Source organism: Methylobacterium thuringiense, from assembly GCF_022179645.1.
Classification (GTDB): domain Bacteria; phylum Pseudomonadota; class Alphaproteobacteria; order Rhizobiales; family Beijerinckiaceae; genus Methylobacterium; species Methylobacterium thuringiense.
The window spans coordinates 25,900-51,105 of the sequence record NZ_BPRA01000019.1; the positions used below are offsets into that span (position 1 = coordinate 25,900).

18 protein-coding genes are annotated in these 25,206 nt (G+C 68.8%); 7 read left to right on the forward strand and 11 right to left on the reverse strand.

Annotation, left to right across the window (positions count from 1 at the left end):
• Window positions 1-72: 72 nt before the first annotated feature.
• The 4 genes from MFF07_RS18840 to MFF07_RS18855 all read left to right on the forward strand — a co-directional run bounded on the left by MFF07_RS18840 (window position 73) and on the right by MFF07_RS18855 (window position 4,767).
• Window positions 73-549: an NUDIX domain-containing protein gene (locus tag MFF07_RS18840; protein WP_147816306.1), complete on the forward strand. Its 477-nt coding sequence runs from the start codon at window positions 73-75 to the stop codon at window positions 547-549.
• A 90-nt stretch (window positions 550-639) separates the two neighbouring features.
• Complete coding sequence (locus MFF07_RS18845; protein WP_147816304.1) at window positions 640-2,925, forward strand: FdhF/YdeP family oxidoreductase; 2,286 nt, start codon at window positions 640-642, stop codon at window positions 2,923-2,925.
• Between the two features lie 58 nt (window positions 2,926-2,983).
• Window positions 2,984-3,289 (forward strand): RNA polymerase sigma factor region1.1 domain-containing protein, encoded by a 306-nt coding sequence (locus MFF07_RS18850; RefSeq protein WP_147816302.1) that lies wholly within the window; start codon window positions 2,984-2,986, stop codon window positions 3,287-3,289.
• Between the two features lie 95 nt (window positions 3,290-3,384).
• Window positions 3,385-4,767 carry a class II 3-deoxy-7-phosphoheptulonate synthase gene (locus MFF07_RS18855; protein ID WP_147816300.1) on the forward strand — a complete coding sequence of 461 codons (1,383 nt, stop codon included), beginning with the start codon at window positions 3,385-3,387 and terminating at the stop codon, window positions 4,765-4,767.
• 105 nt (window positions 4,768-4,872) lie between these two features.
• Here MFF07_RS18855 and MFF07_RS18860 read toward each other — a convergent pair whose 3' ends face one another.
• The 8 genes from MFF07_RS18860 to MFF07_RS18895 all read right to left on the reverse strand — a co-directional run bounded on the left by MFF07_RS18860 (window position 4,873) and on the right by MFF07_RS18895 (window position 15,624).
• Entirely contained in the window at window positions 4,873-7,581 is a 2,709-nt protein-coding gene (locus MFF07_RS18860; RefSeq protein WP_187272458.1) for a putative bifunctional diguanylate cyclase/phosphodiesterase, read from the reverse strand.
• A 657-nt stretch (window positions 7,582-8,238) separates the two neighbouring features.
• The gene (locus MFF07_RS18865; RefSeq protein WP_238232618.1) at window positions 8,239-9,366 is read right to left on the reverse strand and encodes a M48 family metallopeptidase; all 1,128 of its coding nucleotides are present in this window, start codon (window positions 9,364-9,366) and stop codon (window positions 8,239-8,241) included.
• A 45-nt stretch (window positions 9,367-9,411) separates the two neighbouring features.
• Window positions 9,412-10,686, reverse strand: coding sequence for a YjgN family protein (locus MFF07_RS18870; RefSeq protein ID WP_147816296.1), 1,275 nt, complete (start codon window positions 10,684-10,686; stop codon window positions 9,412-9,414).
• A gap of 443 nt (window positions 10,687-11,129) precedes the next feature.
• On the reverse strand, window positions 11,130-11,351 hold the full coding sequence (locus tag MFF07_RS18875) for a YbdD/YjiX family protein (protein ID WP_147816294.1): 222 nt from the start codon (window positions 11,349-11,351) through the stop codon (window positions 11,130-11,132).
• 10 nt (window positions 11,352-11,361) lie between these two features.
• A complete protein-coding gene (locus tag MFF07_RS18880; RefSeq protein ID WP_147816292.1) occupies window positions 11,362-13,425 on the reverse strand; it encodes a carbon starvation CstA family protein in 2,064 nt (687 codons plus the stop codon).
• A 121-nt stretch (window positions 13,426-13,546) separates the two neighbouring features.
• Window positions 13,547-14,176: a TPM domain-containing protein gene (locus MFF07_RS18885; RefSeq protein WP_238232615.1), complete on the reverse strand. Its 630-nt coding sequence runs from the start codon at window positions 14,174-14,176 to the stop codon at window positions 13,547-13,549.
• A complete protein-coding gene (locus MFF07_RS18890; RefSeq protein ID WP_147816288.1) occupies window positions 14,166-14,969 on the reverse strand; it encodes a TPM domain-containing protein in 804 nt (267 codons plus the stop codon). Before MFF07_RS18890 ends, MFF07_RS18885 begins: the two co-directional genes overlap by 11 nt.
• 19 nt (window positions 14,970-14,988) lie before the next feature.
• The gene (locus MFF07_RS18895; RefSeq protein WP_147816286.1) at window positions 14,989-15,624 is read right to left on the reverse strand and encodes a LemA family protein; all 636 of its coding nucleotides are present in this window, start codon (window positions 15,622-15,624) and stop codon (window positions 14,989-14,991) included.
• Between the two features lie 171 nt (window positions 15,625-15,795).
• Between MFF07_RS18895 and MFF07_RS18900 the strand changes: the two genes are divergently transcribed.
• Together MFF07_RS18900 and MFF07_RS18905 are read left to right on the forward strand one after the other, a co-directional pair.
• Window positions 15,796-16,134 (forward strand): Rdx family protein, encoded by a 339-nt coding sequence (locus MFF07_RS18900; RefSeq protein ID WP_147816284.1) that lies wholly within the window; start codon window positions 15,796-15,798, stop codon window positions 16,132-16,134.
• Window positions 16,135-16,296: 162 nt separating this feature from the next.
• Window positions 16,297-18,399 (forward strand): sensor histidine kinase, encoded by a 2,103-nt coding sequence (locus MFF07_RS18905; protein ID WP_238232619.1) that lies wholly within the window; start codon window positions 16,297-16,299, stop codon window positions 18,397-18,399.
• Here the strand turns inward: MFF07_RS18905 and MFF07_RS18910 are convergent.
• The 3 genes from MFF07_RS18910 to MFF07_RS18920 form a co-directional block, all read right to left on the reverse strand.
• Window positions 18,392-19,228, reverse strand: a complete 837-nt coding sequence (locus tag MFF07_RS18910) for an aldo/keto reductase (protein WP_147816280.1) — start codon at window positions 19,226-19,228, stop codon at window positions 18,392-18,394. The genes MFF07_RS18905 and MFF07_RS18910 overlap by 8 nt on opposite strands.
• Window positions 19,229-19,336: 108 nt before the next feature.
• A complete protein-coding gene (locus tag MFF07_RS18915; protein ID WP_147816278.1) occupies window positions 19,337-22,276 on the reverse strand; it encodes a PAS domain-containing protein in 2,940 nt (979 codons plus the stop codon).
• 19 nt (window positions 22,277-22,295) lie between these two features.
• Window positions 22,296-23,039, reverse strand: a complete 744-nt coding sequence (locus MFF07_RS18920) for a Crp/Fnr family transcriptional regulator (RefSeq protein ID WP_147816348.1) — start codon at window positions 23,037-23,039, stop codon at window positions 22,296-22,298.
• 467 nt (window positions 23,040-23,506) lie between these two features.
• Here MFF07_RS18920 and MFF07_RS18925 point away from each other — a divergent pair, with 467 nt between their 5' ends.
• The gene (locus MFF07_RS18925) at window positions 23,507-25,051 is read left to right on the forward strand and encodes an acetate--CoA ligase (RefSeq protein ID WP_238232616.1); all 1,545 of its coding nucleotides are present in this window, start codon (window positions 23,507-23,509) and stop codon (window positions 25,049-25,051) included.
• Window positions 25,052-25,206 lie beyond the last annotated feature (155 nt).

The window sequence follows — 25,206 nt, forward strand, 5'->3', positions numbered from 1 at the left end:
CGGGGCGATCGGCTTGATCTTGCAGCAGCCTGACCCGCAAGCCTTCGCATCCGACCGCTCGGACCACCCGACATGGCTATCAACCTCGACCGCCCGATTCTCCGCCAGCTCGCGCACGGTGCCGCCCTGCTAACCCGCGGCATGACGCTCGGCGTACGCGGCATCGCGATCGACGGCGACAACCGGGTCTGCCTCGTGCGCCACACCTACGTGCGGGGCTGGTACCTGCCGGGCGGCGGCATCGAGCCCGGGGAGACCGCGGCCGAGTCGATGGTGCGCGAGTTCCGCGAGGAGGCCGAGCTGAGCGTCGACCTGACGAAGCCGATGCGCCTGCACGGTTTCTTCCTGAACGCGAGGCAATGGGGCCGCGACCACATCGCGGTCTATGTCGTGTCGGCCTTCACCCTGGCGCGCGCCAAGGCCCCGGATCGCGAGATCGCGGAATGCCGGTTCTTTCCGCTCGATGCGCTGCCGGCGGATACGACGCGCGGCACGCGGGCGCGGCTCGACGAGATCCGCGAGGGCCGGGCGCCGGACGGGCACTGGTAGGGGAGGGGGCCCGGCGCCTGCGGCGTCTTCGCGGTCGCTGGAACTCCGGAATCAAGGTGAGGTTGCCGCAGGTCAGCGTGGAGTCGGCCTGTGAGCGATATCGAAATCGAACCCTACACGGATCCGGCCGGCGGCTGGGGGTCGGCGAAATCGCTTGTCGAGATCCTGACCCGCGAGGAAGTCCCGATCTCCGGTTCGGCGATGCTGCTGAAGCAGAACAAGCCCGGCGGCTTCATGTGCGTGTCCTGCGCCTGGCCGAAGCCCGCCAAGCCCGCGACCTTCGAATATTGCGAGAACGGCGCCAAGGCGACCGCCTGGGAGCAGACGCGCAAACGCATCGGCCCCGAATTCTTCGCCAAGCACACGGTCGCCGAACTGCTGACCTGGACGGATTTCGACTTGGAGACGCAGGGCCGGCTCACCCATCCCCTGCGCTACGATCCCGCAAGCGACCGTTACGCGCCGGTCTCGTGGGAGGAGGCCTTCGCGGAGATCGGCCGTGAACTGCGCGGCTTCGATCCGAAGTCCGTCGTCTACTACTCGTCCGGCCGGGCCTCGCTCGAGACCTCGTACATGTACGGTCTGTTCGCGCGGCTTTACGGCAACAACAACCTGCCCGACTCCTCCAACATGTGCCACGAACCGACCTCGATCGGCCTGAAGGCCTCCATCGGCGTGCCGGTGGGCACCACGGTGCTGGAGGACTTCGAGACCACCGATTGCATTCTATTCTTCGGCCAGAACGTCGGCTCGAATGCGCCGCGGATGCTGCATCCGCTGCAGGACGCGCGCCGTCGCAACGTCCCGATCATCACTTTCAATCCGCTCCGCGAGCGTGGGCTCGAGCGCTTCACCAACCCGCAATCGCCGGTGGAGATGCTGACGAAGTCCTCGACGCAGATCTCGACGCAGTACCTTCAGGTGAAGGCGGGCGGCGACATCGCGGCGATCACCGGGATGTGCAAGGCGCTGTTCGCGGCGGATCGCGCGGCCCAGGCCCAGGGACGGCCCCGCGTTCTGGACGTCGCCTTCATCGCCGAGCACACCCACGGCTTCGACGCCTTCACCGCCTTCTGCGACGGGCAGGACTGGTCCGTGCTGGAGACGCGGTCCGGCCTGACGCGCGCCGCCCTCGAAGATGCCGCTTCCGTCTACGCCCGTGCGAAACGGGTGATCGGCATCTACGGCATGGGGCTGACGCAGCACCGCAAGGGCACCGAGACGGTGCAGATGCTCGTCAACCTCATGCTGCTGCGCGGGAATATCGGCCGGGCGGGTGCCGGCCTCTGCCCGGTACGCGGCCATTCGAACGTGCAGGGCCAGCGTACCGTCGGCATCTCCGAGAAGCCCGAACAGGTGCCCCTCGACAAGCTCGCCGAGATGTACGCCTTCACGCCGCCCCGCGAAAAGGGCCTGAACACGATCGAGGCCTGCGAGGGCATCGTCGCCGGCACGGTGAAGGCCTTCATTGGGCTCGGCGGGAATTTCGTGCGCGCCATCCCCGATACGGAGCGGATGGAGCAGGCCTGGCGGGGCATGCGCCTCACCGTGCAGATCGCGACGAAGCTCAATCGCTCGCATCTCGTCAACGGCACGGTCGCCTACCTGCTGCCCTGCCTCGGCCGCATCGAGATCGACGCGCAGGCCAGTGGCCCCCAGGCGGTCTCGATGGAGGATTCGACCTCCTGCTTCCACGGCTCCGTCGGCGTCACCAAGCCGGTGAGCGACCATGTCCGGTCCGAGCCCTGGATCGTCGCCGGCATCGCCAAGGCGACGCTGGACCCCAACCCCAAGATCGACTGGGACGCCTGGGTCGGCGACTATGCCAAGGTGCGCGAGGCCATCCAGGCGACCTATCCGGAGGTGTTCAAGGACTTCAACGCGCGCCTGTTCGAGCCCGGCGGCAACCACAAGCCGCTGGCCGCGCGCGAGCGCAAATGGGAGACGGAGACCGGCAAGGCGAATTTCGTGGTCCCGGAGGGACTCGACGAGGATCCCGACATGCCCGCCCGGCACGCCGACGTGCTCGACCTGATCACGCTGCGCTCGAACGACCAGTTCAACACCACCGTCTACGGCTATCACGACCGCTTCCGCGGCGTGAAAGGCACGCGCTCGGTGCTGTTCATGAACGCAGCCGACATCGCGCGGCTCGACCTCGCGGACGGCGCGACGGTCGACGTGGTGACGGAATCCACCGACCAGCACGTGCGTGCCGTGAGGGGCCTCAGGATCGTGAAATACAATATTCCGGAAGGCAATTGCGCGGGATACTATCCCGAGTTGAACGTACTGATCCCCCTCTGGCACCACGACGAGCAGGCCAAGACGCCGGCGGCGAAGGCGATCCCGGTGCGCGTCGCCCGCACCGGCTGATCCGGCGCAGGGCTGCGCAGCCCTCGACGCGGGGCGTCACCGGTCCATATTCGATGGGATGGACCGAAAGGACACGGACCCGGACGACGCCGCCCACGCGCGGCGACAGGCGGTGATCGACCGCATGCTGCGCGACGCCCTCAAGGGCGCGGGCCGTCATGCGCTGCCGAGCCACGACGCCCTGCCGGCCGACATCCGCCGGACCGTCGACCGCCTGCTCGCCAAGGCCGATGCCGAGCGCCGGACCGCGCTGACCTACGACGACCTCGAAGAGGCTCTGCCGCCCCGCGACGTGACGGCTGAGGATCTGGAAGCGATCTTCTGGGTGCTGGCGGAGTATGGGATCGAGGTCGACGAGGGGTAAGTCTCGCCACCTCCGGAAAAGCTCTCTATAAGCCCCGCTTCTCGCGCGGAGACTGATCTTCGCGCGCTTGCACGAGAGGTGTGCGGAGTTCCGTCATGGCCGAGCGTTGGACCCCGAAGAGCTGGCGCAACCTGCCGATCCAGCAGGCGCCGTCCTATCAGGATGCCGGCGCGCTCCAGGCCGTCGAGACCCAGATCGCGAGCTTTCCGCCGCTGGTTTTCGCAGGCGAGGCCCGCAAGCTGAAGGCGTCGCTCGCGCGGGTCGCCGCGGGCCAGGCTTTCCTGCTGCAAGGCGGCGACTGCGCCGAGAGCTTCGACGAGCACTCCGCCGACAACATCCGCGATTTCTTCCGCGTCTTCCTGCAGATGGCGATGGTGCTCACCTTCGCTGGCGGATCGCCGGTGGTGAAGGTCGGGCGCATCGCCGGGCAGTTCGCCAAGCCGCGCTCCTCGCCGACGGAGACGCTCGACGGCGTGTCGCTGCCGAGCTACCGCGGCGACATCGTCAACGGCATCGGCTTCACCGACGAGGCGCGGATCCCCGACCCGCGCCGCCAGCTCGAGGCCTACCGGCAGTCGGCGGCGACGCTGAACCTGCTGCGCGCCTTCGCCACCGGCGGCTACGCCAACCTCGACAACGCCCAGCGCTGGATGCTCGGCTTCGTCAAGGACAGCCCGCAATCCTCGCGCTATGCCGACGTCGCCGGCCGCATGTCCGACGCCCTCGACTTCATGCGGGCGATCGGCATCAATCCGGAGACGCACCAGGAGGTCCGCACCACGGACTTCTACACCAGCCACGAGGCTCTGCTGCTCGGCTACGAGGAGGCGCTGACCCGCGTCGATTCGACGAGCGGCGACTGGTACGCCACCTCCGGCCACATGCTCTGGATCGGCGACCGCACCCGCCAGCCGGACCACGCGCATATCGAGTACGCCCGCGGCATCAAGAACCCGATCGGCTTGAAATGCGGGCCGTCGATGACCTCCGAGGGCCTGATCGGCCTGATCGACCAGCTCAATCCCGAGAACGAGCCCGGCCGCCTCAGCCTGATCTGCCGCTTCGGCGCGGACAAGGTCGGCGACCATCTCCCCGGCCTGATCCGGACGGTGGAGCGTGAGGGCCGCAACGTGGTCTGGGTCTGCGATCCGATGCACGGCAACACCATCTCCGCCGGCCGCTACAAGACGCGGCCGTTCGAGCGGGTGATGCAGGAGATCGAGGGCTTCTTCGGCGTCCACCGCGCCGAGGGCACCATCGCCGGCGGCATCCACCTGGAGATGACCGGCAAGGACGTCACCGAATGCACGGGCGGCGCCCGCGCGCTCACGGCCGACGACCTGCAGGACCGCTACCACACCTATTGCGACCCGCGCCTCAACGCGGAGCAGGCGCTGGAAGTGGCCTTCCTCACGGCCGAACTGGTCAAGCGCGAGCGCGCCGAGATCGAACGGCCGCACCTCGACGCCGCCGAATAGTTTTTTGGGGTTTTCGGCGCGGATCTTTTCAGAGGTCCGCGCCGGGTCCGCCGGCGCTGACCTGGCGCGAGCCTTCGTTCCTGAGTTTCGTCCGGGCGATCCGGATCAGGCGGCTTGCGCGGCCTCTTCGGCGCCGTTCCACTTTTCGAGAAGCCCTGCGATCTGCGAGACCGGGACCGGTGGGCTGAACAGGTAGCCCTGGACTTCGTCGCAGCCCTCCTCGCGCAGCCGGGCGAGCTGGGCTTCCGTCTCGACGCCCTCGGCGGTCATGGTCATGCCGAGATTCGTGCCGAGGCTGATCACCGCCTGCACGATGAAGCCGGAACCGTTCTCCACGGTGAGGTCGCGGATGAAGGACTGGTCGATCTTCATCTTGTCGAAGGGGAAGCTGCGCAGGTAGCTCAGGGACGAGTAGCCGGTTCCGAAATCGTCCATCGAGATGCGCGGGCCCATGGCGCGCAGGGCGTGCAGGATGGCGACCGTCGATCCGCGGTCGGCGAGAAGCACCGTCTCCGTGATTTCCAGTTCGAGCCTCTGGGCGGCGAGCCCGGTCTCCGCCAGAGCCTCGCGCACGGTGCTGATCAGTTGCGCCGAGCGGAACTGGGCGGCCGAGACGTTGACCGCGACCTTGAGAGTACCGGGCCAGCGGGCGGCCTCGGCGCAGGCCTTGCGCAGGACCCATTCGCCGAGCGGCACGATCAGCCCGATCTCCTCGGCGAGCGGCACGAACTCGGCCGGCGAGACCCGGCCGCGCGTCGGATGCGTCCAGCGCAGCAGGGCCTCGAAGCCGCTGATCCGGTCCTGCGACAGGTCGTAGATCGGCTGGTAGTAGAGTTCGAAGACCTCGGCCGCGAAGGCGGCGCGCAGGTCGATCTCGAGCAGCCGGCGAGCCTGCAGCCGGTCGTCCATCTCCGCCTCGAAGAAACGGAAGACCCCGCGTCCGTCGCCCTTGGACTTGTAGAGCGCGACGTCGGCGCTCTTGAGCAGCCGGTCGGGCGCCATGCCGTCGGCAGGGGCCAGCGCGATGCCGATGCTCACCCCGATCGTGACGGAATGCTCGGCCAGTTCGTAGGGGGTGCTGACGACTTCGACGATGCGCTGGGCGAGCACCGCCGCATCCTCGGCCGTTTCGACGCCGGCCTGCACGATCGCAAATTCGTCGCCGCCGAGCCGGGCCACGGTGTCGACCTCCCGCAGGCAGGCGGTGAGGCGGTGGGCGACGGCGCACAGCAACTCGTCGCCGACGGCGTGGCCGAGGGTGTCGTTGATCTGCTTGAAGTTGTCGAGGTCGAGGCAGTGGACGGCGAAGCCCGCCTCGCGGCTCGCCTGGGTGATCGCGCCCTCGATCCGCTCGGCCAGCAGCAGCCGGTTCGGCAGGTCGGTCAGCGCGTCGTGGCGCGCCATGTAGGCGATGCGCGACTCGGCGTGCCAACGTTCGGTCACGTCGTCGTAGGTGGCGACGAAGCCGCCCTCCGCCGTCGGGCTGACATCGATCTGGATGATCCGGCCTCCGGCAAGCTCCTGGAAGTTGTGGTCCCTGTCGCTTTTGGTGAGGATGCGCGTGGCCTCGCCGAGCAGTTCCGAGAGCGTGCTGCCCGGATGGTTGCCGGCGCTCATGCTGCGTTCGAGCACTTCCGTGGAGGTCATGCCGGTCGTCAGCGAACCGGCTTCCTGGCCATAGATCTCCTCGTAGCGCCGGTTGGCCACCACGAGGCGATGGGCGGCATCATACAGACAGAGGCCCTGCGACATCGAATCGAGGGCGGTGCGCAGGCTGACGGCGGTCGCCTCCGCACGGTCGTCACTGCGTTTGCGATCCGTGACGTCTGCGAGGACGAGCAGGGTTCCGCCGTCCGGCGCCGGGCGGCGGCCGACGCGCAGCCAGCGCCCGTCCGTGAGGCGGACCTTGTCTTTGCTCTCCATGGGGCCGCCGGGCAGGAGATCCGCCAGAGTCGCGGATGCCGGTTCGCCCGGCCGGAGAGCATCGGGACCGATGCCGGTCAGCGCGGCGGCGGACGCGTTGGCGTAGACGATGCGGCGATCCCCGTCGGTAAAGATGAGTCCCTCCTGTGCCGCGTCGACGAGTTCCGTCATATCGGGCGGCGATGGGGTCCATTCAGGGTCGTCTGCCCGCGCGACGGGGCCGTGGGAGGTTTGGTCCGTGGCCTCCGCCCTCGCCTCCATGCCGGCGCGTGAGGAAGGGGGCGCGACGGCGTCTGCCGCAGCGGCGCGCTGGATGCGAAGGATGAGCAGCCACGCGACGAGCGGCACCAACGCCACCATGGCGCCGACGATGCCCTCGATCACCAGGATCCGGTCGGCGATGGCGGCCTCTGCCGTCTTGTGCACGCTGAAGCCATATCTTTCCGTCGCAGCGGCGAGATGCGTGATCTGCGTCTGTGCCCCGTCCGCGAGCTCGTCCAGGTCGGCAGCTTCCTCCTGCCGGCCGGATGCCGTCCGCATGGCCTCGTGCCAGATGCTCATCGAATCCCGCGCTGAGACCGCCGCCTGACTGATGAGCGCAGGCCGGGAGCGTGCGGCGATGGCGCCGACATTGGCGGAAAGGGATTGATACCGCTCGGCGATCCTGTCCGAGAGCTTCGCGCGCTCGACCGGGTCGGCCGTGATCCGCGCCCGGATGTGGTCGACGCGCAGGTGGCTCAGTTCGGATGCCGCGTTGCGGATCCCATCGAGCGCCGTCAGCGACTCCGCGTAGTTTCGGGCGACGAGCCGTTCCGCCTCGCGCAGACGGCCAACCGCGTGTCCGACGAGCAGGACGAGGCCGAGACACGCAGCGGCAAGCGCGATCGGCATGCCGATCCGTTTCCACCATGCGTGGGCGCTGCGCCGGGTTTCGGTCGCGATCGGCCGTGTCGGTTCTGTCGCCTGCATCATCGATGGGCCGGGATCACTGCTCTTCCGATCGGATCGTACGCCGCGACAGGTTAAAGCTGATTTATGATCCGGCGCCGTTCCGAATAGGACGGCCGTCGATTAAGTGGCGTCCGGTTCGTCGTTAGAAAGTGCGGCGGGACATGATCTTAGAGTCGTGCCCGATTGTCGCGCTTCTAGAGCGATCACTAAAATGTCCTCCGTCGACATGAGCTGATCTGGTGCGAGATCGTGGGCCGGCACAAGAGCTTCGATCCTTTTTGGACGATGAGCGTAGCTTCTGCGGATCTAGAGTTGCATCCGGCCTGATTGAATTGGGCTTGTGTATGTAGACTTTTGATTGAACGGATTTTGTTTGGAAGAAATTGGCGCCCGTTTCGTTCGACGGTGTCGCAAGCGTACGTCACCAACCATCCGGTCGTCGGGATCAATCCTTCGACTGCGCCGGCGCAGCGAGAGCTCCGCGGGATATGGCCGGGTGCCGTCCGACGACGTGGCCACCGCTTCCCCGGGAGACGACGCCCCGCGATGGAAGCCTCGGCAAGCCGCCGGCACGATGCCATTGGGTCGGATGCGACCTCAAAGCGGCGTCGTGGCGGGTTTTGCGGGTGTCCTTGGCTCGGCCGGGCAGATGCCGCGCAGGGTTTGCCAGTCCTCCTTCGAGAGGAGCGGCTTGTCCGGTCTGGTCCCTCCGGCAAGGCTCCGGATCTTCGCGGCACGCTCCTTGGTGTAGGGGTGGCTGTGCAGGAAGCCGGTGAGCGAGCCTTCCGCATCCGCCTCGGCATCGATCCGCTCCAGGATGGAGGCGAGGGCTGCGCCGTCGCCGCCTGCCCGGATCAGCATCGCGACGCCGTAGGCGTCGGCCGCGCGCTCGGCATCGCGCGAATAGCCCGCCGAGATTGCCGCCTGGCCGACGCCGACGATCACCGTCGACCCGGTGAGGTCGCCGAGGACGAGGCTCAGCAGGAACGAGACCCCGCCTGCCGTGATCACCGCGCGGGTCGGATCGCGCGCCGCCACGTGGCCGAATTCGTGCGCCAGGATGCCGCCGAATTCGTCCGGCGTCTCGGCCTTGGCGAGGATGTCCGACAGCACGATCACCCGCGCGCCCGGTAGGGTCAGCGCGTTGGCGACCTTGTGCCGGCGCACGCTGACGACGGGATCGCCCGGCAGACCGGCGCCCTTGGTCATGCGCGCGACGAGGCGGTCGAGCACCGCCTTCGCGGCGGGCTCGGCGCAGAGCGGCGGATCGCCGAGCAGGCTTACCACCTGTCCGTCGACGGCGAGGCCGAAGCGCGACTCGACCGGCTGCGGCACCAGGGGTGCGAGGATTCCGGCGGCGACCGGCACGCCGTAGATCGCGACGAGCAGCACCGACACGCCCGCGGCGATCGACCAGAGCACGAGGCGCAGCACCCCGCCGCGCGCCTCGTCGTCGAGGCGAAGGTCGGGGCAGCGCGCCACGAGCGCCTCCGCGAGCGCCCGATCGGTGAACTCGACCCGGACCGGATTGCCGGCGAGACCGATCCGCATCGTCGGCGGCTCGGTCTCGCCGGCACGGATGTCGAACGGGTTCCAGTCCTCGCGGAGGCCGGCGCCCGTGATCTCCAGCCGCTCGCCGAGGCGCAGCGTGACCGGATTCGGCCGGGCACTGCGCCCGTCGAAGAGCGTGCCCGTCGCGGTGACGGTCTCGGCCGGCACGGTCATCGGCAACGTACAATCTCGGTCGGGCATGTGCGGCCGAGCAATCGCCTAGAACCCGATTTCGAGGGCGCCGCCGACGTCGAGGGCGTCGGCCAAGCCTTCGTTGAGCCCGCTGGCGGTGCGGCGGGAGGAAGCTAGCACCGCGTCGAGGGCCTCGACGTTCTCGATCGTGGTGCTGTCGGCGACCGCCCGCCACAGGCGCACGGTGATCACCCGGACATAGAGCACTGCGAAGAGCAGCAGGCTCCCGAGATAGGCGACGGTCATCCCGATCACGAGCAGCACCTGTGCGCCGCTCCCCAGCCCGCTCGTCTGGAGAAGGAATGCGCTGCCGCCGATCACGATGCCGATCGCGGCGAGGTAGCCGAGGATCGACAGCATGTAGACGATGTAGGGCCAGTAGAACTGGCGCGCCTTCAGCGTCGAGTTCAGCCGCGCCGCGCCGAGGGCTGCGGCGTTCATGAAGGCGCGGGTCTCGCGGGCCCGGTAATAGGGGATCAGGAACAGGGCGAGCGGGATGAAAATCGAGGCGACGATGGCGACGGCGCCACCGTAGGTGGCGAGCGGGGTGCCGGCATAGATCGGGTTGAAGACGAACTTCCCCGGCTTGTCCGGGTCGGCGATCATCAGGTCCGCGGGAAACGAGAAATCGTTGGCGACGAGCAGGGCGAGGATGCTGACGAAGAGCGGCCCCAGGGCGACCAGGTAGAACAGCAGCCACGGCTTCAGGATCATGCTGCCCCGCGCCGTCGAGGTCATCCGGCTCTCGCCGACGAGGGTGTGGCCGATGCGGTAGCGCTCCAGGCTCGCGCGCATCCAGGGGAAGGCGATGCCGAGGGTGACGAGCGTGAGGAACCACCAGCCCGTCGCGAGGCCGACATAGGTCAGCGCCGAGCCGTCCTGCCCGAGGCGGATGCCGCGCCAGAGGGTCCGCGAGGCCCGGTAGCGGCGCCCGCGAAAGATCGCGTACTGGCCGAGCAGGAACAGGAACACGAAGGTGATCGGGCCAGCGAAGGGCGCGAGCGGCGGATAGGCGAAGCCGAGCGCGAACAGCACGATGTAGACCGGCACCAGGATCGCGAGCGCCACCAAGAAGCCGAGGAACAGCTCCTTGCCGCGGCCGGTATATTCGCCCGGCGAGCCCGCCACGATCGTGCGGCTCCAGAAGTAGCGTCGCAGGTTGGTGATGTACCAGAAGCGATAGATGCCGAAGGTCACGAGCGAGAGCAGGAAGCCCTTCACCGCGATGCTGGTCAGGCCCTTGGCCTGCCGGTCGAACACGATCGCGCCCGGCCGTGCCGGCACCGCACTCACTGAATCCATATCCCGAAGCCCCCGGTTTCTGCCGTCACGATAGACGGAGCGGGCCGGGATGCACGCATAAAGTCAATGTCGCGTCGCTCCGTTCCTGTCGATCGGCGTAGCGGGATCGATGAAGAGCCGACTAACACCGCTTACGGTTGATCGAAGCGATCTTTTCGCGTCTCCTGGCCCGCTGGGCGAGGTGGAACGCGCCGAGCGTGGTGGCTTGGGCTGCACCGGTTCCATGCCGGCAACGACACCGCCGCCCTCTCCGTCCGCTTCGCGGCCACCTCCCCCAAAGGTGGAGCAGACGCGCGAGCCATGCCGAATGATTCAAGCGGAAACGGTATAAGACATCGGCGCCCTGCGTGACGCCGCCTTCCGAAGAAGGCCGGCAGCGCTTGGAGGCTCGCGGCGCTCGAGCCCCGGCATGAGGGCCGTTCGGGGTTGCATGACCGCAGCCGTCAGCAGCAGCGAAACCCGCTCTTGTTGCCGACGCCGAAGCGGGCGTTCTCGCGGTTGCGAAAAAACTCGCGCTCGGTCATCGGCGGCAGGTCGGGATGGGTCTTGGCGATGTGGGCGACGTAGGCGCCGTAATCGCCCTGTCCCACCATGAGGCGCGCGCCGTCGCAGACGCATTTCCCGAAGGTCTTGAGCCGGGTGCGGAGGTCCTGCGACGGCGTCATGGTCGTCCTCTCACTCCGCCGGGACGAGCGTCGGATCGGATTCGAGAGCCGTCCAGCGGTCGGCGCGGTAGGCCTTGACGCAAGCCATGATGCCGAACACGGCGATGGCGACGACGAGGCCGACGAACAGGACGGCGAGCGCCGCGTCGATGCGGTTGTTCAATACGATCTGGTGCATCTGGTCGATGGTCTTGGCCGGCCCCAGCACCTTCCCCTCGGCGATGGCGTTCGAGAACCGGTCCGCCTGGGCGAGGAAGCCGATCTTCGGGTCGGCGGAGAAGATCTTCTGCCAGCCGGCCGTCAGGGTGCAGATGCAGAGCCAGACGGTCGGGATGACCGTGACGAAGGCGTAGCGCTGGCGCTTCATCTTGAAGATCACCACGGTGGCGAGCGTCAGCGCCACCGCCGCGAGCATCTGGTTCGAGATGCCGAAGAGCGGCCAAAGCGTGTTGATGCCGCCGAGCGGGTCGGTGACGCCCTGGTAGAGGAAGTAGCCCCAGGCCGAGACGCAGAGTGCGGTCGCCAGGATGCTCGGCGCCCAGGCGCTGGTGTTCTTGAAGCTGGGTGCGACCAGCCCGAGCAGATCCTGCAGCATGAACCGCCCGGCCCGCGTGCCGGCATCGACCGCGGTGAGGATGAACAGCGCCTCGAATAGGATCGCGAAGTGGTACCAGAACGCCATCATCGCCTTGCCGCCGATGGCGGAGGAGATGATGTGCGCCATGCCGACGGCCAGGGTCGGCGCGCCGCCGGCCCGCGAGATGATCGTGGTCTCGCCGACGTCCTTGGCGGTCTGCGTGATGGCCTCCGGCGTGATCGCGAAGGCCGGATCGAACTTGGTCACGGCGGCGGCCGCGCTCTCGGCCGTGGTGCCGACGAGGGCGGCGGGGGAGTTCATGGTGAAGTAGATGCCGGGCTCGATGACGGTCGCCGCGACGAGGGCCATGATCGCGACGAAGCTCTCCATGAGCATGCCGCCGTAGCCGATGAAGCGGGCGTGGCTCTCGTTGTCGATCAGCTTCGGCGTCGTGCCCGACGAGATAAGGGCGTGGAAGCCCGAGACCGCGCCGCAGGCAATGGTGATGAACAGGAACGGGAACAGCGTCCCCGCCCAGACCGGGCCGGTGCCGTCGACGAACTTCGTCACCGCCGGCATCTTCATGTGCGGCGCGACCACGGCGATGCCGAGTGCAAGGCCGACGATGGTGCCGATCTTGAGGAAGGTCGAGAGGTAGTCGCGCGGGGCGAGCAGCAGCCAGACCGGCAGGATCGAGGCGACGAAGCCGTAGCCGATCAGCATCCAGGTCAGCTGCGTGCCGGTGAAGGTGAAGAACGGCTGCCAGTACGGATCCTCTGCGATGTGGCCGCCATAGACGATGGCTGCCATCAGCAGCACGAAGCCGACGATCGAGACCTCGCCGACCTTACCGGGCCGGATATAGCGCGCGTAGACGCCCATCAGCATGGCGATCGGGATGGTGGAGGCGACTGTGAAAAAGCCCCAGGGGCTGTCGGCGAGTGCCTTGACCACGATCAGTGCCAGAACGGCGAGCAGGATGATCATGATCATGAAGGTGCCGAACAGCGCGATCACGCCGGGGATCACCCCGAGTTCGGCCCGGATCAGCTCGCCGAGCGAGCGCCCGTCGCGACGCATCGAGATGAACAGGATCATGAAGTCCTGCACCGCGCCGGCGAGGACCACGCCGGCCAGGATCCAGAGCATGCCCGGCAGGTAGCCCATCTGCGCCGCGAGCACCGGGCCGACCAGGGGACCCGCGCCGGCGATGGCCGCGAAGTGGTGGCCGAACAGCACGGTCTTGTTGGTGGGGACGTAATCGAGCCCGTCGTTGTGGACGTGCGCGGGCGTCCGGCGGCTCGGATCGAGCTGCATCACCTTCTCGGCGATGAACAGCGAATAGTAGCGGTAGGCGATCAGATAGACGCAGACCGCGGCGACCACGATCCAGAGGGCGTTGATCGACTCGCCCCTCTGCGTGGCCACGATGGCGAGCGCTGCGGCGCCCAAGGCTCCGACCAGGGCCCAGGGCCCGTGCTTCCGTACCGCGTCCATCGACGCCTCTCCCAGTTGGGCCGAATTCTTGATTCAGTCGGCCTCCACTGTCGTTCTAACCGGTCTGCAAAAGAATTCCAGTTGCCCGTGCGCCTCACGGGCACAGATGCGAACAGCCGATTCAATCCAGCACGATGACGCGGTTTGGCAGCTCGTTCCGGTTCGGCCCGGCGGGCAGTTCTACGGCCAGCACGGCGCCGACGCGCGCGACGGCGACGACGAGGCCGGGGCCGAGCTCGCCCCGCCCCGCCGCCGTCGCGAGATCGCTGAGGATGGCGGTCCAGGTCGCGTCCGAGACGCGCGCGCGAACGGCCGCGTCGGCGACGATCTCGGCGTGGTGTTCGGCGAGAGCCAGATAGATCAGCACGCCGGTGCGTGCCTGCGTTCCGATGAGGCCGCGGGCGCCGAACTCGCGGCAGGCGGCCTCCCGCACACGGTCCCGGCGGATCGCGGGCGGCACCAGTCGGATGCGCAGGCGCGGGTCGAGCCCGACGAGCAGCGCCGCCAGCGCCACCGCCGCCTGGATCGCGGCGATCGTCGCGGCGGACAGCGTCGTGAACCCGATCAGCGGCCAGGGCGCAGCGAGCCCGGCGAACAGCGCGAGGACGGGCGCCGCCGAGCGGTAGAGACCGGAGCGGGCGGCGACGATGACCACGATCTCGCCGCTCGTGGCGGATTCCGCCCGCGCGATGGCGACCGCGATGGCAGCGCGCTCGTCGCGGGTAAGGGGAGGGCAGGGGCTACCAGTCACCGGAAGCACCTCCACCGCCGGACGACCCGCCGCCGCCCGAGAACCCGCCATCCGAGAACCCGCCTCCGCCGCCCGAGAATCCGCCGCTCCAGCCACCGGAGGAGGGCATCGGAAAAACGACCATGCCTCCGCGTCCCCGCCTGCGCCCGCCTGGGCCGCCGCCGCCGTTCATGCGCCAGACGATGACGATGAGGAACAGGATCAGCACGATCCAGAACACGACCTCGATGCCGTTCACCGAGTCGCTTCGTACGGGCGCGCGCCGCTGCCACTGCTCGGCATCGCCCGCCATGATCGAGAGGATCGCATCGGCTCCGGCCTCAATGCCGCCGGGGATGTCGCCCTGCTTGAACTTCGGGATGATCGCTGTCGTGATGATGGCCTTGGAGACCGCGTCGGTGATCGCGCCTTCCAATCCGTAGCCGACCTCGATGCGGACCTTGCGGTTGGTCGGGGCGACGAGGAGCAGCGCGCCGTTGTTGCGCTTGGTCTCGCCGAGCTTCCACGCCCGGAACAGCCGGTTGGCGTACTCCTCGACGGTGAGCCCCTGCAGGCTCGGCACGGTGGCCACGACGAGCTGGTCGCCGCTCTTATCCTCGTGCGCCTTGAGCTTTCCGGTGATCCGCTCGCGGATTTCAGGCGGGAGCACGCCCGCCGCGTCCGTCACCCGCCCGTCGAGCGGCGGAAACTCCGGCTCGGCCGCCTGGACGAGGCCGGCGCAGAGGACGAACAGCAGTAGGGCGAGCGGAGCGATGAGGACGCGCCGCAACCCCTGGACCGCGATCCGGCGCATGCGCACGAACCGGGCCGGCCTAGAACTTCACGTTCGGCGGCTTTTCGGAATTCGGCGTCGCAGTGAAGGTCTCCATCGGCTTCGCATCGGGATAGAAGAACGACGCGATCCAGCGGCCCGGAATGGTGCGGATCTCGGTGTTGTAGGCTCGGACCGCGCCGATATAGTCCTGCCGCGCCACGGTGATGCGGTTCTCGGTGCCTTCGAGCTGCGATTGAAGCGCCAGGAAGTTCTGGTTCGACTTCAGATCGGGATAGGCCTCGACGGTGGCGAGCAGGCGGCCGAGCGCGCCCGAAAGCTGGTTCTGCGAGTCCTGGAACTGCTTGAACTTCTCGGGGTCGCTGACGGTGGAGGCGTCGACCTGAACGCTCGTCGCCTTGGCCCGCGCCTCGACGACCTTGGTCAGGGTGTCCTGTTCCTGCTTGGCGTAGCCCTTCACCGTCTCGACGAGGTTCGGGATCAGGTCGGCCCGGCGCTGGTACTGGTTCTGGACCTGGCTCCAGGAGGACTTGGCCTGCTCCTCCAGGGTCGGCACCCGGTTGATCGCGCCGCAACCCGAAAGGCAGGTGGCGAAGAGCATCGCCAGCAGCGCACCGACGACGCGCGCGGCCACGGTGGACCGCGGCGGGCTTGCGAACACCGAACCCTGATGCATCGACGATCTCCCTGAAGGCTGGTCCCGGACGCCGCCGGCCGAACCGGCACGACGATCGAATAGTCAAGCATGACATGGGAACGCACCCCTTCCGGGGAAAGGGCGCGGATGCGGTTCCTTCGCCTTCCGTCCCGGTTGACAAGCCGGGCCGGTTGGTAGCGCTGTGCCGGCATGGAAGAGCCTTCCTCCGGCATCGCGAAGCCTCGGGTCGCGATCACCTACTGTACGCAGTGCCGCTGGCTCCTGCGGGCAGGCTGGATGGCGCAGGAGCTGTTGTCGACCTTCGGCGACAGCCTCGGCGAGGTGGCCCTCGTCCCGGGGCGAGGGGGCGCCTTCGCCATCGTTGTGGACGGCGAGACGGTCTGGGAGCGGGTGCGCGATGGCGGCTTTCCGGACGTCAAGGCACTCAAGCAGCGTGTGCGCGACCGCATCGATCCGGGCCGCGACCTCGGTCATGTCGACGGCGCGAGCGCGGCCGGGGCGGCAAGCGACGGGCAGGATCGGGCGTGAAGGCGCGCTCGGCGATGAGAGTCGGCGGTGATGCACGGCATGCGACCTGAAACCGGGGCACCGGCGAGCGGCCAGCGGTCCCGCGACAGGCGGCGGTCGGTGGTCAGGCGCGTTCTCGCCCGCCTCGACGAGCGCGGCTTCTCCACGCAGTTCTACCTGATCATGTTCGTGATCGCGCTGATCGGGCCGGGCCTGATCTTCACAGCGATCCTCCTGGCCCGCTACGCCGCGACCGAGCGCGCGCGCTTCGAACAGGATGCCCGCGAGAACGTGCGCGGCATCTCCCTCGCGATCGAGCGCGACACCGCCGGACTCGTCGCCGGGCTCCAGACGCTCGCGACGTCGCCGCGGCTGCGCAACGGCGAGTTCGACAGCTTCGACGCGCAGGCGCGCCTCGTGCGGGATACGATCGGCCTCGATATCGTCCTGCGCCGGCCCGACGGCCAGCAGGTCGTCAACACGGCCCTGAAGCCCGGCTCGCCCCTGCCGGTCACCCCGATGCCCTTCGACGAGGAGATCGCCGGCGGCGTGCAGCGCTCCGTCGTCACCGGCTATCTCGGAGCCGCGGACCCCTCGGCCGCGAACTACGCCATCGCCGTGGCGGTCAAGCTCGACACCGGGGTGAAGTTCATCCTGAGCTATTCGGTGCCGGTGAGCCGGCTCGACGCGATCCTCAGTCGCGACCACGTCCACGGCTGGGCGACCGGCGTGTCCGACCGCGACGGCATCGTGATGTCGCGGGTGCCGGAGCTCGCGGGCGTCGTCGGCCGCCCACGGCTCGCGACCCTGCGCCAGCGCACCACCGAGACCGGTGGCGTCTGGGAGGGCAAGGACCGGGCCTTCAAGCCGGTCACCGTGGTCGAGGAACGCTCGCGCTTCAGCGGCTGGACGGTGGCGGCCAGCATCCCCCAGCATCTCGTCGAAGCGCGCCTGCGCCGCTGGATCTGGGCCTTCGGCGGGTTCGGGCTGCTCGTCCTGGCGACCTCGTCGGCACTGGCGGTGCATCTCTGGTCGCGGGTCTCGCGGCCGCTGCGCCAGCTCGCCGCGACGGGGCCGGCCCTGTCGCGAGGCCAGGCGATCCCGCGCATCTCCTCGCCGATCCATGAGATCCGCCGCCTCGGCGACGTGCTGGCCGACGCCTCCCTGCGCCTGCGTACGCGCAGCGACGAGCGCGACCGGGCGCTCGCCGACACCCAGCGCGGCCTCTCGGCCCTGCGCGAGAGCGAGGCGCGCTTCCGGCTCGTCGCTGATTCCGCGCCGGCGCTGATCTGGATGACCGACGAGAACGGCGAGATCGTCTTCGCCAACATGCATTTCGACCAGCTCTTCGGGCGGCCCTATGCGGAAATGTCGGGCGACGGCTGGCACAAGATCATCCACCCGCCGGATCTGCCCGGCTTCTCCGCGCTGTTCGAGGAGGCCGTCGAGCACCGCCAGCCGTTCAAGGCCGAGATGCGCGTGATCGACCGCGGCGGTGGCGTGCGCTGGCTGCGCTGCGAGGGGGTGCCGCGTCTCGACGAGACCGGCGGCTTCCTCGGGTTCACGGGCTGCAACATCGACATCACCGATGCCAAGCGCGCCGAGGAGCATCTCATGCTGCTCATCAACGAGCTGAACCACCGCGTGAAGAACACGCTCGCCACGGTCCAGTCGATCGCGTTGCAATCCCTGCGCGGCCTCGAAGGCGAGGAGGCGGAAGCCGCCCGCGCCGGGTTCGAGAATCGCCTGCTGGCCCTCGCCCGCGTCCACGACGTCCTCACCCGCGAGAACTGGGAGGGCGCCGAGATGGGAGCCGTGGTCGCCGACGCGATCCGGCCCCTGGACGGCGGGGCGAAGACCTCGCGCTTCTCCGTCTCGGGTCCGCCCCTGCGGCTGCCGCCGCGCCTCGCTCTCTCGATCGCCATGGCTCTTCACGAACTCGGCACCAACGCCGTGAAGTACGGCGCCCTGTCCAACGAAGGCGGCAGGGTCCGCATCTCCTGGACCGTGACGCGGGGCGCCGAGCTGCGCCTCGGCCTGCGCTGGAGCGAGAGCGGCGGTCCTCCGGTGAAGCGTCCGACCCGCACCGGCTTCGGTTCGCGCCTGATCGAGCGCAGCCTCGCCCGCGAACTGGAGGGCGAGGTCGCGCTGCTCTACGAGCCCGGCGGCGTGGTCTGCACCATCGATGCGCCGGTGCCGCCCCCCGGCCTGCTCGAACGCAAGGGCGGCACGGCCCTGCCGCGCCCGCCCGAGGCGCTGCCGTCACCGGGATCCGGCGTCAGCTGAAGCTCGCCGGATCGGGGCCGATCCGTCCATCCTGCCGGTCGAGTGCGTCGATCGCCGCCCGGTCCTCTGCGCTCAACGAAAAGTCGAACACGGACAGGTTCTCCGCGATGCGGGAGGGCGTCGCCGATTTCGGAATGGCCACGAGGCCGTTCTCGACGTGCCAGCGCAACACGATCTGGGCGGGGCTGCGCCCGTGACGCTCGGCGATCCCGGTGAGCACCGGGTCGTTCAGGGCCTTGGCCTGCCCGAGCGGGCTCCAGGACTCGGTGACGATGCCGAGGCGCGCATGGACTTCACGGAGCGCCCGTTGCTGGAAATGCGGGTGCAACTCGATCTGGTTCACGGCCGGCGTCACGCCGGTCTCGCCGATGGCACGCTCCAGATGCGCGGCAGTGAAGTTCGAAACGCCGACCGAACGGGCGCGGCCTTCCTGCTTCAGCCGTGCCAGCGCCCGCCAGGTGTCGATGTAGAGATCCTTCTGCGGGCATGGCCAGTGGATCAGGTAGAGGTCGACGCTCTCCAGGCCGAGCCGTTCGAGGCTCTCGTCGAAGGCAGTCAGCGTGCTTTCGTAGCCCTGGCGGTCGTTCCAGAGTTTCGTCGTCACGAAGACCGCGTCGCGGGGGATGGCGGTTTCGCGTAGCGCCCGGCCGACGCCGGCCTCGTTGCCGTAGATCGCCGCCGTATCGATCGAGCGGTAGCCGGCGTCGAGCGCCGCCCCGACGATCCTCGGCGCCTCGGCATCCGGCAGTTGGTAGACGCCGAAGCCGAGCTGCGGGATCGTATGGCCGTCGTTCAGCGAGAGGCGGGGCACGCCGTTGGCATCGGTCATGGTGGTCTCCGGTTGGGAGCGGCCATCATGGTCGGAGCGCGGCCGCCGGATGCGCTGAACCTGTGGCGCTCCCGCCGGCCGTCGAGGCTTGCGAGCCCTGCGCTGGCGTCAGGGCAGCACGACCCGCCCGGTGAGCGGCAAGACGATGGTGCAGGCGAGGCCGCGCGGCGCGAGGGCGATGACGGTGGTTGCCTTGAACTCGTCCGCGAGCGTGCGCTTCAGGAAGGAGAAGCCGAAACCCTCGCGCACCGGTCCTCGATCCTCCGGCAGGGCGCAGCCGGTTTCCGTCCAGGCGAAGTGCAGGCACGGATCGACGGTGCCGTCCTCGATCTGCCAGGATACCCGGATCCGCCCGCGCTGGCGGGAGAGCGCGCCGTGCTCGACGGCGTTGATCGCGAGTTCGTGCAGCGCCAGCGCCAGGATGTCGGCGGCGCCCGGACGCAGGCGCAGCGGCGGACCGGAGACCGATGCCCGGTCGCCCTCCCGTGCATGGTGGGCGGTGAGCTCGTTGGCGACGAGTTCGGACAGCTCGACGCCGGCGTTGGGATCGCGGAGCGCCGGACCCTGGGCTCGGGCGAGGGCGCCGAGCCGGCTGTCGAGCCTGAGCACGTATCCGTCGAAGTCGTCCCGGGTCTCGGCGGTTCGGCGGACGATGGCGCGCAGCTGCGACAGGGTATGGCGCACCCGGTGCTGCAGCTCGGTGAGCAGGGTGCGCTGGTGCTCGTGGAGCGTGCGTAGCGCATCGATGTCGGTCGAGGTGCCGATCCACTCGACGTCGGCGGTGTCCCCGAGCTGCTCCGGGACGGCCCTCTCCTGGAACCAGCGGTAACGCCCCTCCTGCGCGTTCCAGATCCGGCATTCGACTTCGTAGGCGCCGCGCTTCCTGGCCTGCGCCCACGCCTTCAAGATCGCCGGGCGGTCGTCGGGATGCATGGCGTTGAGCCAGCCGCGGTCGAGGCTGTCCTCGCGGCTGTGGCCGGTATAGGCGAACCATTGCGGGCTGTGCCACGTGGCGTGGCCGTCCCAGGCCGAGCGCCAGACGAGTTGCGGCACGTTCTCGATCAGCCGTCGCTGCCGCTGCTCGCTGGCAGCGACGGCATCGCGCGCCAGCTTCGCGCCGAGCGCGTCGGCGATCTGGGCCCCGTAGAGATCGACGAGACGCCATTCCCGGTCCGTCGGCCGGTGCAGCCTGAAGAAGCCGGTCGACAGGGCGCCGATGGGCGCGCCGTTCCGATCGAACAGCGGCGTGACCTGGACCGCCCGGAAGCGGAACTCGGACGCCGCCGCGCGCAGGTCACGCTGCGCGGGGTCGCTGTCCATCTCGTCGTAGATCACCCGTATGCCGAGCGTCATCGGCCGATGCCAGATCGAGCTCCGGTCACGGGCCGACGCCACGCCGAACCGGTCGAGATAGTCCGCGGCGCAGCCGGTCTGCGCGGTGATGGTCAGGGTCTCCTCGCCCGGATCGTAGATCCGGATCGTCCCGAAATCCGCATGCAGCAGGTGCACCGTGGCGGCCAGCATCTCGTCGAGGAGGGATTGCCATTCCGATGGCTGCGCGACGCGCACGGCCCAGTCGTGCAGCCGCGTCAGCACTGCGAGTTCGTCGGCGACCTCCCGCCGCGCCGTTTCGCTGGCGATCTCGGCGCTCTTGCGTTCCGTGACGTCCCAGACGAGCCCGGTCAGCCGAGTCTCGCCGGTCACCGGATCGGTTCGCGGCTGGGCGCGTTCCTCGAGCCATGCCGTCTTGCCGTCGCACGGACGGACGATGCGAAATTCGCTCTCGTAGCTCTCGCGGCGCGCTCCGGCTGCCGAGACCGTCGCACGGTGGCGGTCCCGGTCGTCCGGATGGATGTGGCCGAAGCCGTCGAGGCTGCTGCCGACTTCGTCGCCCCGCTCCAAGCCGAACAGGTCCTCGATGGTGCCCGAAAGGGTGATCTTGTCGGCGGCGGGATCCCAGTCCCAGGCGACCATGCGTGCGGCCGCCAGCGCGGCGTCGAGGCGCCGGCCGCTCTCGCGCAGCGACGCTTCCACCCGCGCCCGTTCCAGCGCCTCCCAGGTTCTCTCGGCGACGGCGGCGACGATCGCCGCTTCGTCCGGCGCCCAGGCGTGCGGCCCCGCCGTCGCGACGCTCAAGGCGGTGACCCAACGTCCGTTGCGGACCAGCGGCACGACGAGGAACGCACCGATCTCCAGGCGAGTATAGATGGTGCTGCCGGCGGTCAGTGGATCCCTGGCGACGTCGGCGACGCTGCCGGTCTTCCCCGACGAAAGGTGGCGGATCAGGGCAGGTCCGAACGCGTCGAGCGCATAGCTGCCGGCTCGACCCGGGACTTCGTCCGACGTCCAGCCGCGGCCGACCCGTGCGATACCGGCATCCGCGTCGATCTCGGCATAGCCGACCCGGTCGGCGCCGAGGTGGCGGCCGAGTTCCGCGCAGGTGGCGGCTGCGATCTCGACGACATCGTTCAGTCCGCGCAGGGCATCGCCGAGCCGGATCAGGAGTGCCCGCCGGCGTTCGAGCTGCACCCGCGCCGTCGTCTCCAGGATGGTCGCCCGGACGCCGCCGATCCGGCCGGTCTCGTCGCGGATCGGCGCGTAGGAAAAGGTCCACCAGGACAGGTCCGGCAGGCCCGGCCGCGGCACGTGGAGCGGCAGGTCCTCGAAGTAGCTCGACGTCCCCGCGAAGGCGCTTTCGTAGACGTCGCCGATGGAACTCCAGATATCCGCCCAAGCGGTATCGAAGGGCAGCCCGAGCGGGTTCGGACGGTCGCCGATGATTGGGATGAAGGCATCGTTGTAGAGACCGATGCGCTCCGGTCCCCAGGCGACGAGACTCGCGAAGCGGGATTCGAGGATGTCCGCAGCTGCGAAGGTCAGGGCCGCAGGCCACTGGGCGATCGTACCGAGCGGCGTCGCGGACCAGTCGTGGTCGCGAATGCCGTCGGCCATCGCTCCGGTGCAGAACGGCCATGAAGCCGGCCTGTCGTCGTCGCGGTGAGCGGTGAGCACGATTCCCTTCAGCGCCCCCTGAACCAACTTCGACATCGACGTCCAGACCCGGCGGTTAATCCTCGTTGGCGTCCAGATGCCGGCCGACGTGATCGAGATGAAGATAATTCGGATTAAACAGCGATGCAGCCTTAAGTGCCGCGAGATCGGGAATCGTCAGCTGGCGTCCGCGCAGGGTGAGGAGGCCGTTCGCTCGCAACTCCTGCAGCACCCGGTTCACGTGGACGTTCGACAGCCCGAGGGCGTCGGCGAGATCGACCTGCGTCACCGGCAATTCGCAGGAGTTACCGTCCGTGAGGTCGACGGCCCGCATGCGGAGGAACAGTTCGCAGAAAAGGTGGCCGAGCCGCTCCGTCGCCGTGCGCTGGCCGATATTGACGGTCCATTCCCGCTGGACGGCGGTGGCCACCAGCATTTCCCACCACAGCGCCTGTGTGATGCGCGGATGCAGTTCGGTGATCGCCGTGAGTGCGTCCCGATTGATTTCGGCGACAGTCACGGCGCTGAGCGTACCGATCGAGTGATCCATCTCCCGCATGACGAAGACATGGGTGTCGCAAAGGTCGCCGGGGAGAAAGAACGCGATGATCTGCCGGCGGCCATCCTCGAGCTGCTTGTAGCGGCAGGCCCAGCCCGACAGGATCAGGTTCACTTGATCCGGACTCTCGCCTTCTCGGATGATGTCTTCGCGAGACCCGATCCTGCGGACGTTCAGTCGCGCGGCTTCGTTGAGAGCCTGCCTGTCTTCGGACGACAGCCGTGCAAAGCGCTGAAGCTTTCGGACTAGGGGGTTGTCCATGCTGACGGCCGTCCGTTCATCTCGGTGCGCCTCATAGCGTTGCCCAGCGGCGCGCGATTTAACCCGTGATAAGAACCACGCTGTAAATCGAAGGTTGCACCGTCTCATTGATCTCGAGATTGTTCGATGAGACGGTTGCGGTCCCGGTCGAGCCCGACGCATGGCGATGGGCTCAGCGAATCGGGGTCCGCGATCCTGTTAGCGCGCCAGCGATCGTCCGAGCCGTATCGAGGATAGCCGTGTTGCGCTGCTCCGGCGCTCTCCACGGCCGCCGAGCGATGCCTCGATCCGCGCGAACGCGTCCTCGGGCGATGCCGCAATCACCGCAAGCGCAACGGGCAAGGCAAGCGCTACCCCGGCGGCGAAGACGCGCCCGGCGATCGTGACGCCGAGCCTCGCCGCCGACGGCTTGACGCTCGCCGCGACGCGTCTGACACCAGCAGCGATCCGCCCGAGCCAACGGAGCCATGCCCCCCGTGTCCGCCGCCGACGACCGCACGCCGCCACGGCGCTTCAATGCCGGCCGCCACTGCCTTGCGGACAACGCCCGGCTCCGGCCCGGCAAGACCGCGCTGGTGATGGTTGGTGCCGGCGACGACGTCACCCGGATCACCTACGCCGAGGCCGACCGTGCAATCCGCGGCATCGCCGCCGGCTTCGCTCGTCTCGGCCTGGAGCCCGGCGCACGGGTCATGATCCGCATGGGGAACGAGGCCGATTACGTCCTGGTCTATTTCGGGGCGCTCGCCGCCGGGCTCGTGGCGCTGCCGTCCTCATCCCAGCTGACGCCCGCGGAGGCGGCCTTCCTGATGGAGGATTCCGGCGCCTCCGTCGTCGTGGCCGGCCGCGACGCCGCTCTCGACCGTGACCGCCTCGGCGACCGCATCGTTCTCGACTCCGAAAAAATCGCCGAGATGAAGTCCGGAGAGCCGGTGGCCGAGTATGCCGACACCGCCGCCGACGATCCCGCGACGCTGGTCTACACCTCCGGCACCTCCGGCTCGCCGAAGGGCGTGCTGCACGCGCATCGCGCGATCTGGGGCCGCCGGCCGATGCACGCGCACTGGCTCGGCTTGAACGAGGGCGACGTGATGCTGCATGCCGGCGCCATGAACTGGACCTACACGCTCGGCGTCGGCATCACCGACCCCTGGGCCTGCGGTGCGACCGCCGTGATCTACAACGGTCCGCGCGAGCGGGGGATCTGGCCCGGCCTGATCGCGGCCCACGGCGCCACGATCTTCGCCGCCGTGCCGAGCGTCTACCGCCAGATCCTCAAATACGCCGACCTGTCGCAGCATGATCTTTCGCGGTTGCGCCACGGCGTCACCGCCGGGGAGGCCCTGCCGCCGGACCTGCTCGAAGCCTGGACGGCAACCACCCGGACACCGCTCTACGAGGCGCTCGGGATGAGCGAGATCTCGACCTACGTGTCGAGCGGCCCGACGATTCCCGTGCGCCCCGGCTCGCCGGGCCGGCCGCAGCCCGGCCGCCGCGTCGCGATCCTGCCCGCCGAGGGCGATCCCGAGCCGCTGCCGCAGGGCGAGACAGGCCTGCTCGCCATCCACCGCTCCGAGCCCGGCCTGATGCTCGGCTACTGGAACCGCCCCGACGAGGAGGCCACGGTTCTACGCGGCGACTGGTTCACCGGCGGTGATCTCGCCAGCCTCGATGCCGACGGCTACCTCTGGTTTCACGGCCGCAACGACGACCTGATGAACGCCATGGGCTACCGGGTCTCGCCGAACGAGGTCGAGGCGGTGCTGGCCGAGCATCCCGACATCGCCGAGGTCGGCGTCACCGAGCTTGCGGTGCGCGCCGACGTCAGGGTGATCGCGGCCTTCGTCGTGCCGCGGCCCGGCGCCGTACCGGACGCCCCCGCGCTGATCGCATGGTGCGGCGAGCGGCTCGCCGCCTACAAGACCCCGCGCGAAATCCGCTTCCTCGACGCGCTGCCGCGCACCGCCAACGGCAAGGTTCAGCGCAAGCGCCTCGCCGAGACCCAATCGTGACCGGCCTCCGAAGCCGACGCTCCGAAGGCCGTGCGCTGCACGAGCGGCGAAGCGCATGCGCGCGTGCCGGGGCGATCGCTGAAAGACTCCCCTGTCACGGCTGCCGGCAGGGCGGAGGCCACCAGCTTGTTCGCGGGACGCCCGGCGGATAGAGC